Origin of the sequence: Brucella sp. JSBI001 (assembly GCF_026014005.1) — a bacterium.
GTDB lineage: Bacteria > Pseudomonadota > Alphaproteobacteria > Rhizobiales > Rhizobiaceae > Brucella > Brucella anthropi.
This window is the reverse complement of record NZ_CP110339.1, coordinates 401,543-417,542: the sequence shown is the minus strand read 5'-3', so window position 1 is coordinate 417,542 and position 16,000 is coordinate 401,543. Positions and strand designations below refer to the sequence as shown.

Here is a 16,000-nt window from a genome sequence, read left to right as displayed (position 1 = left end):
AAAGCGTTTTGCGCTTTTGCTGGAAATACGCTGGCATGCCCATTTATACTCAAATTGAGTATTTCATGTTTATGAACTTATACTCGATTCGAGTATATTGTCAATCGCGAGAGATTGGCAGCTTGGCACCAGCCAGATGGCGCTCGGAAAGGGCGCGTTCCTCGACAATCGAGTAGCGGAAACGGAACAGTTTTGCCGGGCGACCGCCGGTTTCGCTGTCGCTTTCGCCGGTTTCCTCGACGAGATTCTGCTGTTCGATCAGGCGGCGGAAATTCTGCTTGTGCAGGCGCAAGCCGGCCAACGCCTCGACGGTGCGTTGCAACTGCAGCAGGGTGAAACTTTCCGGCATCAACTCGAACACCACCGGGCGGTATTTGATCTTGGCACGCAGCCGCGCAATTGCCGTGGCAAGGATACGGCGATGATCGGCAAACATGGAGCGGCCGTTCTCGTCTTCCTTCATTCCGGCCTCGGCCACCAGACCAGCCTCGAACAGCAGCTCATAACGTTGCAGTACAAGGTCTTCGTTCCAGCGCCCGCTCCACTCTCCGCTCTCAAAGCCGAAGGTGAAAGCGATGCGCCGCATGCGCTGCGCTGTCAGCTCCGGCGTTTCGGCCCGATAGGCCCAGACAAGCAGCGCATTGTTGAGATGCTCCATGATCGCCGGTTCGCCCTGACGGTGATCTTCCCACGGCAGATAATCATACCAGCCGCGCCAGCCCGCCTGCCCCGCCGCCGCATCGCTTTCGCGCACGAGGCCCAGATAGCTGATCGAGATGATGCGCTCACCCTGCGCATGGCGGTCACGGTCGGCAAAGGTATAAAGCTGCTCCAGATAACCGACCGGATGTGCGGTTTCCGACTGCACCCAGGCGCGCAGACCCGATTGCAGAGAACGATGCTCGCTTTCGAACGGACCCGACGGTAAAGCTTGTCCCTGCCGCACAGTCATGACGCGCGGCTGTTCACTGGTCACAGCCGTCAGCACGGCAATCAGTTCGGTATGGGCAATATCGTCGGTCACGGCAACTCCGGAAAACAGTTCCGACATTGAACGCGATTGACGAATAAATACAAGGCGCTACCGCCATACGGCACAGGTTTTGCTATTCAGCCCTTGGGTTTCGCGCCGAAAACATGCTCCGGCCCCGGAAATGCACGCGCCTGCACCTCTTCGGCATAGGCTTTGGCTGCATCGGAAATCTGCGGCGCCAATTGCGCAAAACGCTTCACGAAACGCGGCGTGAAATCCTGAAACAGCCCCAGCATGTCGTCTGAAACCAGTATTTGTCCATCACAGGCAGCCGAAGCCCCAATGCCAACCGTCGGAATGGCAAGCGCTGCGGTAATCTCTCGCGCCAGCGGCTCCACCGTACCTTCAATGACCAGCGCGAAAGCACCGGCATCGGCAATGGCCTGTGCATCGCGGCGAATCCGGTCGGCTTCCTCGTCGCCACGTCCAAGTGAGCGGAAACCGCCGACCGTATTGACCTGCTGCGGCATCAGCCCGACATGACCGAACACCGGAATACCCCGCTTGACGAGGAATGCGACCGTTTCGGCCATTTCCTCGCCGCCTTCGAGCTTGACGCCGTCGCAGCCGGTTTCCTGCATCACACGAGCCGCATTGCGGAACGCCTGTTCCTTTGATTCCTGATAGGAACCGAACGGCATGTCGACAATGACGCAGGCCGTCTCGGCCCCGCGCATGACAGCCTGCCCATGGGCGATCATCATGTCGAGCGTGACAGCAAGGGTGGAATCCATGCCGTAAAGCACCATGCCGAGTGAATCCCCCACCAGCAGCAGGTCGCAATGCGGATCGAGCAGACGCGCAATCGGTGTCGTATAGGCGGTGAGGCTGACAATCGGGCGCTCGCCCTTGAGGACCGAAATGGCCTTCGGCGTCAGTCGCTTCTGTTTAACGGATGCGCTCATCTCAGGCCGCCTGTTCCTGCGCAACATGCGCAAGGACGCGATTATCGAGAAGCCGCGTCGCGCCAAGCCGCACGAACAGCGCGACGAGCACCGGACGCCCCTGAACCGATGTCAGGCGCTCAAGCGTCACCGGATCGCGGAGTGCCACCACTTCCGGCGTCGCCAGCGGTTCCGTGGCGATGAAAGTGCGAATTGCCGCTTCCAGCGCATCGGGATCATCCACACCGGACCGATAAAGCCGCTCGGCTTCATCGAGTGCCTTCTGTACGATGATGGCGGCGGCGCGCTGCTCCGGCGACAGATAGACATTGCGGGACGAACAGGCGAGCCCGTCTTCCTCCCGCACCGTTTCAACACCGACAACTCGCACCGGAATGGCCATGTCCTCCACCATGCGGCGGATGATGACGAGTTGCTGAAAATCCTTTTCGCCGAAATAGGCGGCGTCCGCGCCGACGATATTGAAGAGCTTGCTCACCACCGTCGCAACACCGGCGAAATGACCGGGACGCGCCTCGCCTTCCATCTGGTTGCCGAGGGTTGGCACATCCACCACCGTCTGCATCGGCTGCGGATACATGTCGCTGACCGCTGGCGCGAAAAGATAATCGACATCCGCTCCGCGCAACAGAGTGGCATCCCGTTCCAGATCGCGCGGATATTTGTCGAGGTCTTCATTCGCGCCGAATTGCAACGGATTGACGAAGATAGACACGACGGTCACGTCATTTTCCGCTCTGGAGCGATGAACCAGTTCAAGGTGGCCTTTATGGAGGTAGCCCATGGTCGGCACGAAGCCGATGCGTTTTCCCGCCCGCCTTGCTGGTGCCAAAACCTGACGCAATTCCTCAATGGTGCGGATGATCTGCATGAGGTCCTCCTCGCGGCCCGAATTTGTTGGCCGCGAGTCCTACAGCGTCAGCTCAAATATGACAACTGCAGAGGAAAGAACGCTGTCGGCATACTTTACTGCGTGGGGGTAGTTACCGCGCCAACCGTATTGCCGACAGCACGACCGAAACGGTCAATCTGCTCGTCATAGGTTTTGCGCGTGTTCGGATCAAACACGGCAATCGGCGCTGTCACCACCAGCGAGGCAGCCGTGCCGACACCCTGTGCCGTGCCCATCGCCACCGCCCCCAGACGATCACCGAGGCCAACCTGCGAATCCGTGATGGTCTGGCCTGCAACAAGGCGCTGACCGATCAGCTGCACGACTTCCGGACTTGCAGCAAACTTGCCATGGTTGAGACGGTCACCCGCCTTCAGCTGTGTCAGGTCGATAACGGTGATGCCTGCTTTTTCCAGCTCGGAGCGATAAGGCTCGATTGACGGATCGATCTGGCCGAGGCGGTCGATATTGCCCGAAATGCGCCGTGACAATGCAAGCGCCTTGTCATCCCGCGACGTGAACAACGTGAAGCGCGGATGCTGCTTGCCCATGGCAAGGAACTGCTTCGAGAACACATCGACGTCGAGATCGGGCGATGCCAGAATGACATCCGTTATCTTGGCATTGACGCGACCGTCGCGGATCGCCATCTGCCGCAGAGCCTCGACCGTCAACCAGCTGCCCATCGAATGGGCCATGACAGTGATATCCTTGACCTCTGGCTCGCGTGCGATGGCGCGCAAGATTTGTTCCAGCGCATCGCGGGAATAATTGGTACTTTCCTTGTCGTAGTTGTAGTCGAAAACACTGGCGCGCGATGGCCAGGTAAAGATCACCGGTGCAACATCGGCACCGGAATCGTGCACGATCTGCGCAAAGCGATAGACCGAATCCTCGAACGTATTGTTGAAGCCGTGCACGAACACCATTACGCGGCGGCTTTTAGTCAGATGCGGGCGGACCCAGCCTGCCATTTCCACATCGGTCTTGACCGGTGTCACGCTGACGGTGGTGAAATCCTTCTGCGGATTGGGCGGCAGCTTCTTGGGCCACTGCACTTCACCCGCCTTGCGGTTCTTTTCCGGCGGAATGGACACAACGATCTCGTTGAGCGACACGAGCTTGTCGCGTTCGCCGGAGAAAAGAATGCCGGGATTATCAGACGGACGGCGCGTGGTGGCAACGACAAGATTCACCTTCGTCGTACCGGGCGAAGCGACATCGCCGACCGGGATAAGCACGCCTTCAGGCCGGCTGGCGCAACCGGCAAGCACAGACAGAAGAACAAGCAACGCAGGGGCAGTCCGAGAAAAAACGCGCCGCAAAACCAAACTCCCTCAACGCTACGCCAGCAGGTCTCTTATACGAGGGCGCTGAGATGCTGACGCATCACGCCCTGAAAATGCTCAATCGCCGCACAGGCTTAACCAAAACTCGATGGGTCAAACTCATCTAGTTTTGGTATTACACCCGAACTTTGAGGGTTAATATATTCTTTACCTGAAACCTTCTGCCAAGCCCCAATTATCCACCGTTGTCGGAACGCAAGGCGATTGCGGCTTATGGGTTACACACTGTTCAACAGGTGATACTTTCCTCACGATCAGCCCAGACCGATATATCCCCCAACAGCAACTCCGTTTCTGAAGGAGGCACATTATGGCATTGGAACTGACAGGGCTGCACCATCTGACAGCCATTACCGCCGATGCGCCCGGCAACCGGCGCTTCTATACCGACACGCTCGGGCTTCGGCTCGTCAAGAAAACCGTTAATCAGGACGACACCAGCGCCTACCATCTGTTCTACGCAGACGGGCTGGCTTCGCCCGGCACGGACATCACCTTTTTCGACTGGCCGGTACAGCGCGAACAGCGCGGCACCAACAGCGTCGCCCGCACCGGTTTGCGTGTGAACGGTGTCGAAAGTCTCGATTGGTGGCGAAAGCACCTTAACGATAAAGGCGTCCAGACGGGCGATATTTTCGAGGTCGCGGGACGGGCTGCTCTCGACTTCGAAGACCCGGAAGGGCAGCGCTTGCGCCTGACCGATGATGGCGGCGCGGGTGAGGCACATAGCTGGGACCGGAGTCCCGTGCCTGCTGAAAGGCAGATCAGAGGTCTCGGACCGATTACGCTTAGCGTTCCCGAACTGGCGCCGACCCAGATCATTCTGGAAAAGGTCATGAACATGCGCCAGACCGGCGATTACGCTTCGCCTGACGGCGAAGGCCATGTCCATGTCTTCTCCATGGGGCCGGGCGGTGCCGCCGCCGAACTGCATGTCGCGGTACAGCCGAACCTGCCGACTGCATGGCAGGGTGCGGGCGCCGTGCACCATGTGGCCTTCCGCACGCCGGATCAGGAAAGCATGCAGGAATGGGTCGACCGTCTGAGGTCCGTGCGCATGCCGTCAAGCGGCGAAGTGGAACGTTACTACTTCCGCTCGCTCTACTTCCGCGAGCCGAACGGTATCCTGTTCGAAATCGCTACCGATGGGCCGGGTTTCGCTGTTGATGAACCACTTGAAAGCCTTGGCGAGAGCCTGTCGCTTCCACCTTTCCTCGAAGGAAAGCGCGAAGCCATCGAGCGTAACCTGAAGTCCCTCGATTAATATAGTAAAAGGGCTGCGGAATTCTCCGCAGCCCTTTTATTTATATCTTGTCCCGAAGCCAGTCGCTTACAATGAGGATATCTTCATCGATGAGTGCATGCCCTGCTTCGACCGTGCTGATGGTAAGCGCCGCCCCGTCGTCTCTCAGGACTTTTTCCAGCGTTCCGGTCTCATCGCCGAACGGATCGGAAGCACCATTCATCAAAAGTACTGAAGCATCCGACAAATCCGCGCCATCGGGCTGCTCCTCCAGAACCTCCTGACCGCGCAGAAGAACCGCCGTGCGAACCACATGCGGATGCAAGCGTATGAAAGCCGCCAGCAAATTTGCGCCGTTGGAGTTCCCGATAAAAGCTGTCCGATTCAAATCGATACTATAAGCGGCGGCGGCACCTTCAACGAAAGCCTCGAATGCCTGCGCTTCAAACTGAATATCGGCCTGATCGAATTTTTTCAGATCGAAGCGGCGGAACCAGCGCTGGATACCCTCTTCCGTGCTGCGTCCCCGTACCCCCAGAAGGGTTGCGCGCGGCGCAGCCTTGCGGGCGAACGGCATCAGGTCATTTTCGTTTCCACCAGTGCCATGCAAAAGCACCAGTGTACTGCCATCCGGGTCTTCCGGCTGGTGTATCCGATGAACGAAAGGCAGATCACGATAGATGACGCGCTCTTCGCCCGGCAGAGCGAATTGCGGCATTCGTGCCCGAATGGCATCGGCCTTTTCTTCATTACCGGGCGGCACAAACAGGAACTGGCCCAGTTTCTCGACCGGCTCGTCTATTGCAAAGCCCGGTGCATCGGTTGCAAATTCGAACAGCGTTCCGCCCGGTTCGCGAACATAGAGCGACGTGAAATATTTGCGGTCGTGCACATTGACGGCGCTGGAATTAAGCTTGGAAAGCTCCTTCTCCACCTTTTCCACGTCGCCAGTATCGGCAGCACGAAAAGCGACATGATCGGCAATGCCCGTGCCGGGGATGCCCGGCCAGAAGCCGCCGGCGTCACGCACATCAATGGCGTCTCCGGAATCCGACAGAAGACGATCTATCGTGCCTTCTTTCGCCGAAGGCCTGAAACCGAAATAACGTTCGATGAAACCTGCCGTCTGTTCCGGCGCTTCGGACAGAATAGTCGCGGCACGCAAACGCCTGACGGCGAAAGCTGGCGGAATGCCTTCGCTTTCCCACGCATCATTGGCGGCAAGATCGCAGCCGACAAGCTTGACGATCACACCGTCGGGATCGCGCAGGCGCAGAACAGGTTCGCCAAACTCCTGAACCGGTCCTTCGGAAGGCACATGATAACGCAAGGCGCGTTCGAGCCAGAAACCGATGGCCGTGCTATCGATGGCAAGCGCGATTTCGCTGACCTGACCGTGGCCAACACGCCCCTTGGCACCATCTTCCCAGACCAGAAACGTAATCAACGATCCGGGCGTGCCCGAGCGGTCGCCATAGAACAGATGCAGCTGCTCGGCATCCTCGAACCCGCCTGTTTGCTTGACGATACGCAGCCCCAGAAAGCCGGCATAGAAATCGACATTCGCCTGCACTTTTCGGGTGATGAGGGTGATGTGGTGGATGCCGCTTGTCATGGACACTGTCTCCCCGATTCAAAACTTGAATCAGAGATAGAGCAGATGCTGCAGCTTGCCTATGGGGCTATGCAGTTACGCATTGTCAACGCACGGAGTTGAAAGCGAAGCAGGATGCAGGGGAGCTAAAAAAGAAAAAGGCCGCGCGGGAGGAGGATGCGCGGCCTGATCTTGAATACGGCTTGGGAGGAGGAGTGCCGCATTCCTTATCGAGTTCTGGGAGGAGGAGTGAACTCGATGAAGAGATATTTACCCGCCCCCTTCACTGCAGCAACGGTCATTAATGCATATCAGTTATGCAAAGACGTTGATGCTCAAGAAAAAGGCAGATTCGCTAATACAGAAAACGCCCGGAAACCGGGCGTTTTTAAAGAATGGCCTGTAAAATTAGGCTCTCACAAAAAGTGGGCAATCAGGGGAGCAGCAAGCACATTCACGAGGCCAACAAGCACCATGACCAGCCCGGCAATCGAACCTTCTTCGCTACCGATCTGGTGGGCCTTGGCCACACCGGCTCCGTGCGCACCCATACCGAAAAGGGCTCCGCGTGCCAGCGCGGAGCGGATCGGCAGCCAGTTGAGCATGACTTCACCGAGAGCTGCACCGAACACACCTGTCAGCACCACGAAGATTGCTGTCAGGTCAGGCGTTCCACCAATGTCGCCAGAGACGGTCATCGCAAACGGTGTGCTCATTGAACGTGGCATCAGGCTGAGGCTGATTGCTTCGTTGAGGCCCAGCAGATGCGCCAGACCCCATGCGGAAGCCATGGCAGACGAACTTCCGACGACCACACCGGCCAGAAGCACCGGCCAATAGCGGCGGATCGTTGCGCGCTGCTGGTAAATCGGGACCGCAAAAGCAACCGTTGCAGGTCCAAGCAGCGCAACCAGCCAGTGGGTAGCACCGAAATAGCCGCGATAGTTCTGATTGAGCCCAATGACCAGCGCTATCAGCAACAATGGCGTAACAACGAGCGGCGTCAACCACCACATCGGAAAGCGGCGATAGACGCGCTTGGCAGCTAGATAAAGCAGGATCGTCGCGGCAGACCAGAAAAGCGTCGCAACAAGCGGATCACTTAGCGACATAACGCAGGCTCCAGCGGTAGCAGAGATCAACCGTCAGTGCGGTGACACTCATGACCGTCAACGTGCCGAGCAAAATCACAGCCATGATTTTCAGACCCAGCAGACCGAGCAGTTCCTTATGCTCGAGAATTGCAAGCACTGCGGGAACGAAGAAGAGCAACATTTCTGCCAGAAACCATTCTGCACCGCGCTTCATGCTGAACAGGCTAACACGACCGCTCAGGAGCAGCGCCAGCACCAGCGCCATACCGACAATGCCACCCGGCAGAGGCAGACCGACGAGGCGGACGAAAAGCTCACCCGCCAGCCAGAAACCGACCAGCGTCGCAATCTGCATCAGACGGCTGTGATGCAGTGCGTAACGAAACCGGATCAAAAGGCTGTGGGCGTTCATGTGCTTTTCCAATGGGGACTGATGCATTTTCATGGGTGAATATAGGCCTTCTGGCGCTATTCTAGAAATGAATTGATTTCATTGCAGCTATTCCGTAATAGAATGGCTCATGAACTTGCGCAGCTTCCAGGCCTTTGTCGAAGTGGTGCGGCAAGGCGGTTTTTCCGCCGCCGCAAAAACCATCAACGCGACCCAGTCGACCGTCAGCAAGGCGGTCAGACAGCTTGAAGACGAATTGGGGCTGGTTCTGCTGGATCGTGAAATCTCTCCCTCCCGCCTCACAACGGCAGGTGAGATTGTCTTTCGTCGCGCGGTCGCCATGCTGGCGGAAAAAGACGACATGCTGGCCGAGCTGGGTGAGCTCCGCGGCCTCAAGCGCGGCCTGCTGAAACTCGGCCTGCCGCCCATCGGGTCCAGCGTGCTTTTCGCTCCCGTCTTTGCGGCTTATACGAAGCTTTATCCGGAAATCGACATTCAGCTGGTCGAGCACGGCAGCCGGAGGCTGGAGGAATTGCTGCTTGCCGGAGATGTGGAACTTGCGGCTTCGCTTCTGCCGGTTGAAGACAGCTTCGAGTGGCAGGATGTGCGGTGCGAACCGGTTGTGGCGCTTCTCCCGACCGATCATGCGCTTGCACGCGGTGACGGCGTTTCGCTGCAGGACATTGCCAGCCTGCCGTTCATTCTTTTCGAGAGCGGCTTTGCCCTCAACCACATTATCCTTGATGCATGTCGTTCGCATGGATTCTCTCCAAACGTTGCGGTCCGCTCCAGTCAGATTGACTTCATCGTCGAGCTCGTAGCGGCAGGCATGGGCATCGGCTTTCTACCAAAAATGATCGCGGAACAGCGGCATCATCCCGGCGTGCGCATCCACAGGATCAAAGGTGCCGATGTGAACTGGAATCTGGCACTGATCTGGCGAAAAGGCGCATTCCTGTCTCATGCTGCTCGTGCCTGGCTCGAGCTGAGCAAGACCGGACCCGGCACCGCATCATCTTGAAACGCCCGCCATATCGCCTATCTCAAATAGATATACCGACTGGATAAGTGCCCCCGGCACCTCTTCAGCCATAGGCCCGTGTGTAGAACATTGCTCTACCCACCCGTTTCAAAGCGCGCGACGCCTGAAACCGCCGACGGATTTCTGCTCAGCGCTTCATCAGAAGGAGGCTATGATGGAAGGTCAGGTTATATTCTATAAGGACGACAGGATTCTCTACCGGCACCATATCGATGTGCAGGAAGACGATTATTCAAAGGGCGTCAACGACGCGCTCATTGCCTTTCAGCGCAATTATGCAGGCTTCGACCTCGCAGGCGACAACATTCACATTCGCTTCAAGAAGCCGGGTGACGTGTAGGTTTTGGAAGATTTTGCGGATCGAAACAGGCCGGTTCCCGAAACAGGGAAACGGCCTTGGTCCGCTGGTTCAAGCAAAAGCGGCTTCGCGGGCGACGCGATGAATATCGGTGCGTGAAAGGCCGAGATCGGAAAGCTCGCGGTCCGTGCAGCCACTAAGTTCGCGAATATTTTCGCGATACTGCATCCAGCGATGGAAATGGGTGCGAAGATTCATGGTGGTATCCCCTTTTTATCTTCCTCCCGATAGTGAGCTTCCGCCTTTCTCTGTCTTTTGAGAAGTGCATATCCTGCATGGCTGCTGTGATTGCAGCGAAATCCTAGCATTTCACCCGGATTTCCCAACAACAAAGGAAATTGCCTCCTATTGTTGTAATCATTATGTAATTCTAATTTAGATATACCTACTGTTTCGACACAGGCACCGGTTCATTCTAATTAGAGTTGGAGTGCATGAAAAAGACATTGATCATCGTCGGCAATGCGCCTTTGCCGCGCGATCTTTCTGCCGAAGTGGATGCTGCCGATTTTGTGGTCCGTTTCAATGAGCCAAAAAAGTCCATCGGCATGAGCGGCACCCGGACAGATCTCCTGATGCTGGCAACCTCAAGCAAGCCGATGCAGCGGCGGCTACGCGATCCGGGCTTCGTGCAGACACCGACTTTCAAGGCGGCCAAGGAAGTGATGCTTGCCTATCATCCAAGCATCATCCGCAAATATCACCCTGGTCCGAATTTCCTCTCCCGTCTCAAGGGAAGGCGTGGCGACTGGACCATGCAGACCATCGAAGTTGTCGGCTCTGCGGGCAAGGAAATCCGGATCATGCCGCCCCAATTCTATCTGGCCGGATGCAAAGAGCTGGGTGTAACCGACGAGAATATAAGCAAAGCCTTTCCAAGCACCGGCTTTTTTGGCATCTGGTACATGCTCGGAAAATGTCCGGAGGAAAGCTGGGACGTTAAAATCTGCGGCTTCACCTGGGAAGGCTGGAAACGCCACACCTGGGGAGATGAGCGCAGTTGGGTTGAGCAGAAGGTCAAATCCGGACGCATCAGCCTCATCCAGTGACCCAGCGCCATAGAGCATAATCCGACCGGAGTGAAACGAGGATCGATAAGATTATGCTTGAAGCAGAAATTAGGGCGTCGATCAGATGGAAACGCGCTCTAACTTTAATTTCCGGCGGAAAACGTGGGGAACGATCACGACACAATCTCTTTAGAGGAGCCTATGAATGAGTGAACCGTTACGCATTTTCATCGGATGGGATTCTCGCGAGCCCATCGCATATGAAGTCGCCAAAGCATCCGCATTGAAGCATTCCTCTATCCCGCTGGAGATCGTGCCGATCAAGTTGCAGGACCTGGTCGATCGAGGGGTCTACACGCGGGAAGTCGATCCACTGGCATCGACAGAGTTTACCTATTCGCGGTTTTTCACGCCATGGCTTGCGGGCTACAAGGGGTGGGCGCTTTTCTGCGATTGCGACTTTCTTTTTCTGGGCGATATTGCTGGCCTCCAAGCTTACAATGATCCTTCAAAAGCCGTTTATTGCGTTCAGCACGATTATCAGCCCAAGGATAGTGTGAAGATGGATGGCAAGGTGCAGACCAGCTATCCACGCAAGAACTGGTCGTCCTGTATGCTGTTCAACTGCGAACATCCCTCAACACGCCAGTTGACGCCGGAGCTGATCAACAGCGAAACCGGCGCCTACCTGCACCGCATGCAATGGGCTGCCGATGATGAAATTGGCGCTCTGCCGACGGATTATAACTGGCTGGAAGGCTGGAACGAGAAGCCGGAAACTGGCCTGCCGAAAGTCGTGCATTACACACGCGGCGGCCCATGGTTCAAGGATTGGCAGAATGTCGACTACGCCGATTTGTGGCGAGCGGAAGCCGATAGTGTCGAGCCGGGCTGGAAGCCGGTCTGATCTGCAAAATACCTTGAGCTTTATGTATGCTGCAAGGTAGATAAGGACCATGAACGAAACGCGTCCTGACATCACTGCGAATGACGGCCCCCAAAGGGCCGTCAAGGCTTTCATCATCCATCTGGAGCGCGCCACCGACCGGCAGCCGCAAGTCGAAGAACTTGTTCGTAGGCTGCCTGTAGAGACGGACGTAGTGAACGCCGTCGACGGGCGCACGCTCGATGGGCAAACAATCAGCCGCGTTTATCGGCGATCGGCGCACAAGCCCCGCTATCCATTTCAGCTCAGCACAAACGAAATTGCCTGCTTTCTTTCGCACCGGAAGGCCTGGCAGGCGATTGTCGATCAGGAACTGGATGCGGGTCTCGTGCTGGAAGACGACGTCGAACTGATGCCGGAATTTGCCGCTGCCTATTCCGCTGCGTGCCAGATTCTCAAGGCCGATAGCTTCATCCGCTTTCCGTTTCGCGAGCGTGAAAGCGGGCGCGTGGTACTGAACACCGAAACGCTGCGGATCATCGAACCTGTACCGGTCGGCCTTGGCATGGTGGCGCAGCTTGTCGGGCGGGAAGCCGCACAGCGCTTGCTCTCTGCAACCGAAGTGTTCGACCGCCCGGTCGATACCACGGCACAAATGAACTGGGTTACGGGACTCAAACCGCTATCCGTCCTTCCGGGCGGAGTGAAGGAAATCTCGGTACAGCTTGGCGGCAGCACGATCCAGAAATCGCGTTCCTTGCCCGACAAGCTGAAGCGTGAAATCTTGCGCCCGCTTTATCGCTGGAAGATAAAATCGCGCTCGCGCGCAGCTATCTGAGGTTCCCGTGCCTGTTCCGATTTTCCTGTATCATCAGATTGACTTGCCACCGCAACACCGCACGCCCTATCGTAGTATGATCGTGCACCCGGATCGCTTTCGCCAGCAGATGGCCTGGCTGAAACGGCTGGGTTATCACGGCCTGTCGGTGAGGGACGCAATTCCTTACATTTACGGCGGGAAACAGGGCAAAGTCGCCGTCATCACGTTTGACGACGGTTTCGAGAATGTGTTCCGTAATGCCCTGCCCGTGCTGCAGGAGTTTGGCTTCACCGCCACGAACTATTTCGTGGCCAACCAGATCGGCGGCTTCAATCTCTGGGACCAGAAGATCGGCGTTGCGCGCGCCAACTGTATGAGCGTTGCCGAATTGCGCGAATGGGCAGATCTTGGTCATGAAGTCGGTTCCCATACGCTCGACCACGTCCTCCTGCCGGAAATAAGCGAACAGGAAGCCATCACGCAAATCCAGCAATCACGCATGAAGATTGAAGACCTGCTCGGTCGTGAGGTCACGTCCTTCGCCTATCCTTACGGCGGAGAAAACGCAGTGACACGCAAGATCGTCGAAGCGGCAGGCTATACAAACGCGACGACGACAGAAAAACGCCGCGCACGGTCAAATGATGATCCGTTCGGCATTCCGCGTCTTACAATCAGGCGCAATGATATATTGCTGCAATTCCTGCGGAAAACGTTCACGCGCTAAGCTGGCTCTTCACCCTGGTTCCACGCTCTATGTCGTGCAAATCAGCCATGAAGCCGCGCTTAACAAGACAATCCGGGCCTGTGTACTGGACCGAACCTTCATAGACGAGCGAAAGATCGTCTGAAAAACGCTCGTTCTCGACGATTGCGCGGTAGTGCTCCGCACCACCAGCATGGCTCTTTTCGGAGGCAATACGTTTGAACTCGCCGACTGAAAGCGACGAAAAGCGGTAATGGAGAAGAGCACCGGTTGCCGGAAGAAAATTCCGGAAACATGGACCCGGCCCATGAATGCTGCCCCGGCGATAATCCGTCTTTTCATCGACCCAAATCAGCGGAAATTTTGACAGTCGCATGCTGCGTCCGAACAAGCGCAAACGCGGTCCACCACGCACCGCTACCCCGAACTTCTCCCATGTCGCCGTGTAGCCGTCGCCGTCGAAATGCGACGAAACCTCGAACGGATATTTCGTCCCGTCATCGACGAAGACTCCTTCACGCAGCAGACCGCCGGGATACATGTCGATCATCGGTGCCAGACACCGACGAATTCCATTCCCCTCCAGCTCCTCGATAAAAGAGCGGATATCCCGTTGCTCCATTCTCGGGAATACGAAGAACTCGTCAGCATCAACCGACAAATACCAGCGCCCGCGTCCGTAGAGGTTGAACAGGGCATCGCGCCAGGCACGTCCGCGGTCAGCCTGTGCGTAGCCAACGTCCGAGGTGAACAAATCCACATCAGGAGCACTGGACAAGATTTCAGTCGTTCCGTCGTCCGATCGGTCGTCTACCACGATGAAACGCGTAACACCCATCTCGCGATAATAGCGCAGAAACGACTTCATATAAGGCGCAGCATTGCGAACCACGCAAACAAGCGGCAGATCGCCTGGCCGTAAAGCCTCGAAGCTTCCGGATGCAGCAATCAGATTTGCCGATTTTTTTCGATGCGGAACCGAAAGCTGCACGTGCCTCCAACGCAAGCGCAGATGTCGCATCGGTGAGGCGCGCCAATAGGCAGTCCAGTCGCCGGTCGCCGAGGCTGGATAGTTCATCACCGTTCGCGTTGGTTTCATAAAGGTGCCAGGTTTTCAATGAAGGTCACAAAAAGCTGGTATTTTGTTGCGCTTCATTCAAGCAACTCTTTGTTGAAGCCGATCACTCTGTAACAGCCCCCGACACGCTTCGTGATGAAAACTTCGTCGCCAGTATTTTGATCGTCGAGCCGATTTGCTTGATTTCAATCAATGCTGCTTCACACAAACGTGGCAAATTGCCCATCAATGCGCCATGGACGGCAAGTGCCAAAAGCGCTAGTTAGTGCACAGACTAAGGAGCGCATTATGGACTATCGCCGTTTTTTCGAAGAAGCGATCGACCAGTTGCACGCCGAGAAGCGTTACCGCGTTTTTGCCGATCTTGAACGTATTGTCGGACGTTTCCCCCGAGCTATCTGGCGCAACAATGGCACTGCCCGTGAAATCACCGTCTGGTGTTCCAATGATTATCTTGGCATGGGACACCACGCCGATGTAATCAAGGCAATGTGCGATACAGCTGGCAATGCTGGCTCAGGTTCCGGCGGCACGCGCAATATTTCCGGCAATAACCATCCGCTCGTTGAACTCGAAACCGAACTCGCCGATTTGCATGGCAAGGAAGCTGGCCTCGTTTTCACGTCGGGCTTCGTTTCCAATGAAGCTTCGATTTCCACGATTGCACGGCTGCTGCCGAACTGCCTCATCCTCTCCGACGAACTGAACCATGCCTCGATGATCGAAGGCGTGCGTCGTTCAGGCGCGGAAAAGAAGATTTTCCGTCACAATGACGTCGAGCATCTGGAACAGCTTTTGAAGGCCGCCGATCCGGCGCGCGCCAAGCTGATCGTGTTCGAATCCGTCTATTCGATGGATGGCGATATCGCGCCGATCGAGAAGATCGCCGACCTCGCCGACAAATATAATGCCATGACCTATATCGACGAAGTTCATGCTGTTGGCATGTACGGCGCGCGTGGCGGCGGCATTACCGAACGCGACGGTCTGGCACATCGGATCGATATTATCGAGGGCACGTTGGCCAAGGCTTTTGGCGCTCTCGGCGGTTATATTACCGGTTCGCGCGCGATTGTTGACGCCGTACGCTCGTATGCACCGGGCTTCATCTTTACGACCTCCTTGCCACCAGCAGTTGCCGCATCTGCGACGGCCGCCATCCGGCATTTGAAGAATTCGCAGGTGGAGCGTAACGGTCAGCAGCGTCAGGCGCAGCGCGCAAAGGACGTGCTTTCGGCCGCAGGTTTCCCCGTGATGCCGTCCGAAACGCATATCGTGCCTATTCTGGTCGGCGATCCTGAACTTTGCAAGAAAGCCAGCGACCGTTTGCTGGAAGTGCACGGTATCTATATCCAGCCGATCAACTATCCGACCGTGCCACGCGGAACCGAAAGACTGCGTATCACGCCGTCGCCTCTGCATGACGACGCCCTGATCGACGGCCTCAAGGATGCCTTGCTGGAAGTCTGGAATGCACTCGGCATTCCTTATGCAGAGCCCACTGTTTCGCAGCCAGCCAGTTCCGAGCGGATCATTCCGCTGATGGTCTCCAAGGCTGGCGGCTGACAATTTCTGGAATTCTCCAATAAAAAGGCCGCT

General features: G+C 56.6%; 17 protein-coding genes. 8 read left to right on the top strand and 9 right to left on the bottom strand.

Annotated features, from left to right (window positions below; translation table 11 throughout):
• Nucleotides 1–100: 100 nt before the first annotated feature.
• From LJ361_RS01910 to LJ361_RS01895, 4 genes are all read right to left on the bottom strand, one after another.
• Entirely contained in the window at nt 101–1,051 is a 951-nt protein-coding gene (locus tag LJ361_RS01910) for an NUDIX hydrolase (RefSeq protein ID WP_166943088.1), read from the bottom strand.
• Between the two features lie 59 nt (nt 1,052–1,110).
• Nucleotides 1,111–1,938, bottom strand: a complete 828-nt coding sequence (gene panB, locus LJ361_RS01905; RefSeq protein WP_151663143.1) for a 3-methyl-2-oxobutanoate hydroxymethyltransferase — start codon at nt 1,936–1,938, stop codon at nt 1,111–1,113.
• Nucleotide 1,939: 1 nt separating this feature from the next.
• A complete protein-coding gene (panC, locus tag LJ361_RS01900) occupies nt 1,940–2,809 on the bottom strand; it encodes a pantoate--beta-alanine ligase (protein WP_264812482.1) in 870 nt (289 codons plus the stop codon).
• Nucleotides 2,810–2,904: 95 nt separating this feature from the next.
• The gene (locus LJ361_RS01895) at nt 2,905–4,161 is read right to left on the bottom strand and encodes an alpha/beta hydrolase (protein WP_041544929.1); all 1,257 of its coding nucleotides are present in this window, start codon (nt 4,159–4,161) and stop codon (nt 2,905–2,907) included.
• 328 nt (nt 4,162–4,489) lie between these two features.
• Between LJ361_RS01895 and LJ361_RS01890 the strand changes: the two genes are divergently transcribed.
• Nucleotides 4,490–5,443 (top strand): ring-cleaving dioxygenase, encoded by a 954-nt coding sequence (locus LJ361_RS01890; RefSeq protein WP_166943091.1) that lies wholly within the window; start codon nt 4,490–4,492, stop codon nt 5,441–5,443.
• Nucleotides 5,444–5,483: 40 nt separating this feature from the next.
• Here LJ361_RS01890 and LJ361_RS01885 read toward each other — a convergent pair whose 3' ends face one another.
• The 3 genes from LJ361_RS01885 to LJ361_RS01875 form a co-directional block, all read right to left on the bottom strand.
• Nucleotides 5,484–7,037, bottom strand: a complete 1,554-nt coding sequence (locus LJ361_RS01885) for a VOC family protein (protein ID WP_166943095.1) — start codon at nt 7,035–7,037, stop codon at nt 5,484–5,486.
• 395 nt (nt 7,038–7,432) lie between these two features.
• Nucleotides 7,433–8,128, bottom strand: a complete 696-nt coding sequence (locus LJ361_RS01880; RefSeq protein WP_094514791.1) for an LrgB family protein — start codon at nt 8,126–8,128, stop codon at nt 7,433–7,435.
• A complete protein-coding gene (locus LJ361_RS01875) occupies nt 8,115–8,522 on the bottom strand; it encodes a CidA/LrgA family protein (protein ID WP_010658242.1) in 408 nt (135 codons plus the stop codon). Before LJ361_RS01875 ends, LJ361_RS01880 begins: the two co-directional genes overlap by 14 nt.
• 109 nt (nt 8,523–8,631) lie before the next feature.
• Here LJ361_RS01875 and LJ361_RS01870 point away from each other — a divergent pair, with 109 nt between their 5' ends.
• A complete protein-coding gene (locus LJ361_RS01870; RefSeq protein ID WP_151663139.1) occupies nt 8,632–9,522 on the top strand; it encodes a LysR family transcriptional regulator in 891 nt (296 codons plus the stop codon).
• A gap of 175 nt (nt 9,523–9,697) precedes the next feature.
• On the top strand, nt 9,698–9,883 hold the full coding sequence (locus tag LJ361_RS01865) for a hypothetical protein (protein ID WP_010658240.1): 186 nt from the start codon (nt 9,698–9,700) through the stop codon (nt 9,881–9,883).
• A gap of 69 nt (nt 9,884–9,952) precedes the next feature.
• Here LJ361_RS01865 and LJ361_RS01860 read toward each other — a convergent pair whose 3' ends face one another.
• The gene (locus tag LJ361_RS01860) at nt 9,953–10,099 is read right to left on the bottom strand and encodes a DUF1127 domain-containing protein (protein ID WP_010658239.1); all 147 of its coding nucleotides are present in this window, start codon (nt 10,097–10,099) and stop codon (nt 9,953–9,955) included.
• A gap of 236 nt (nt 10,100–10,335) precedes the next feature.
• Here LJ361_RS01860 and LJ361_RS01855 point away from each other — a divergent pair, with 236 nt between their 5' ends.
• The 4 genes from LJ361_RS01855 to LJ361_RS01840 all read left to right on the top strand — a co-directional run bounded on the left by LJ361_RS01855 (nt 10,336) and on the right by LJ361_RS01840 (nt 13,344).
• On the top strand, nt 10,336–10,950 hold the full coding sequence (locus LJ361_RS01855) for a glycosyltransferase family 29 protein (RefSeq protein ID WP_010658238.1): 615 nt from the start codon (nt 10,336–10,338) through the stop codon (nt 10,948–10,950).
• A 166-nt stretch (nt 10,951–11,116) separates the two neighbouring features.
• Nucleotides 11,117–11,818, top strand: a complete 702-nt coding sequence (locus LJ361_RS01850) for a hypothetical protein (RefSeq protein WP_010658237.1) — start codon at nt 11,117–11,119, stop codon at nt 11,816–11,818.
• Nucleotides 11,819–11,867: 49 nt separating this feature from the next.
• Nucleotides 11,868–12,635, top strand: coding sequence for a glycosyltransferase family 25 protein (locus LJ361_RS01845; RefSeq protein ID WP_036585991.1), 768 nt, complete (start codon nt 11,868–11,870; stop codon nt 12,633–12,635).
• A gap of 7 nt (nt 12,636–12,642) precedes the next feature.
• Complete coding sequence (locus tag LJ361_RS01840; RefSeq protein WP_166943098.1) at nt 12,643–13,344, top strand: polysaccharide deacetylase family protein; 702 nt, start codon at nt 12,643–12,645, stop codon at nt 13,342–13,344.
• On the opposite strand, the gene LJ361_RS01835 is transcribed toward LJ361_RS01840, so the two are convergent.
• The gene (locus LJ361_RS01835; protein WP_226622387.1) at nt 13,334–14,401 is read right to left on the bottom strand and encodes a glycosyltransferase family 2 protein; all 1,068 of its coding nucleotides are present in this window, start codon (nt 14,399–14,401) and stop codon (nt 13,334–13,336) included. The genes LJ361_RS01840 and LJ361_RS01835 overlap by 11 nt on opposite strands.
• A gap of 288 nt (nt 14,402–14,689) precedes the next feature.
• Here LJ361_RS01835 and hemA point away from each other — a divergent pair, with 288 nt between their 5' ends.
• Nucleotides 14,690–15,967 carry a 5-aminolevulinate synthase gene (hemA, locus tag LJ361_RS01830; protein ID WP_012090709.1) on the top strand — a complete coding sequence of 426 codons (1,278 nt, stop codon included), beginning with the start codon at nt 14,690–14,692 and terminating at the stop codon, nt 15,965–15,967.
• The last annotated feature ends 33 nt before the right edge of the window (nt 15,968–16,000 follow it).